Origin of the sequence: Aromatoleum evansii (genome assembly GCF_012910805.1) — a bacterium.
GTDB lineage: Bacteria > Pseudomonadota > Gammaproteobacteria > Burkholderiales > Rhodocyclaceae > Aromatoleum > Aromatoleum evansii.
In genome coordinates this window covers 1-434 of the sequence record NZ_WTVK01000240.1, presented here as the reverse complement: position 1 = coordinate 434, position 434 = coordinate 1, and the positions used below count along the sequence as shown (strand labels likewise).

Here is a 434-nt window from a genome sequence, read left to right as displayed (position 1 = left end):
CTCAGGGGGTGTGCCTCACAGCGGACGGATCGTGCCCCGAGCGTGCTCCGTGCCCTTCTTGGCGTTGCGCAGCGCGAGGTCGAACGACCCCGGCCTGCCCGCGGACTGCGCGATGAAACGCGCCGTCGACGGGATGAGCACCGGCTTCTTGAACGCAACGTTCACCTCGTAGGCGTCGGGCAACCGGTTCTCGAGCGCGCCGAGCATGCGGGCCTTGCTCCACATGCCGTGCACGATCGTCGTCGGGAAGCCGAGCGCCTTCGCGGCGAGCGGGTTCATGTGGATCGGGTTGACGTCGCCCGACACCTTCGCGTATCGGCGTCCGAGGTCGCCGGCGAGGCGCCACGTTGCACCGAAACCGTCGATGGCGTCCGGCTCGTCGACCTTCGGCGGCACCTCTCCGTCGACCTTCGCGCCGCGAAAGAGGTACGACG

The 434-nt window shown here is 68.9% G+C and carries 1 protein-coding gene; it reads right to left on the bottom strand.

Going from position 1 to position 434, the window contains the following annotated elements:
- Window positions 1-15: 15 nt before the first annotated feature.
- Window positions 16-434, bottom strand: a 419-nt coding sequence (locus tag GO615_RS29990) for a MaoC family dehydratase (RefSeq protein ID WP_281358765.1), incomplete at its 5' end; no start/stop codon positions are given.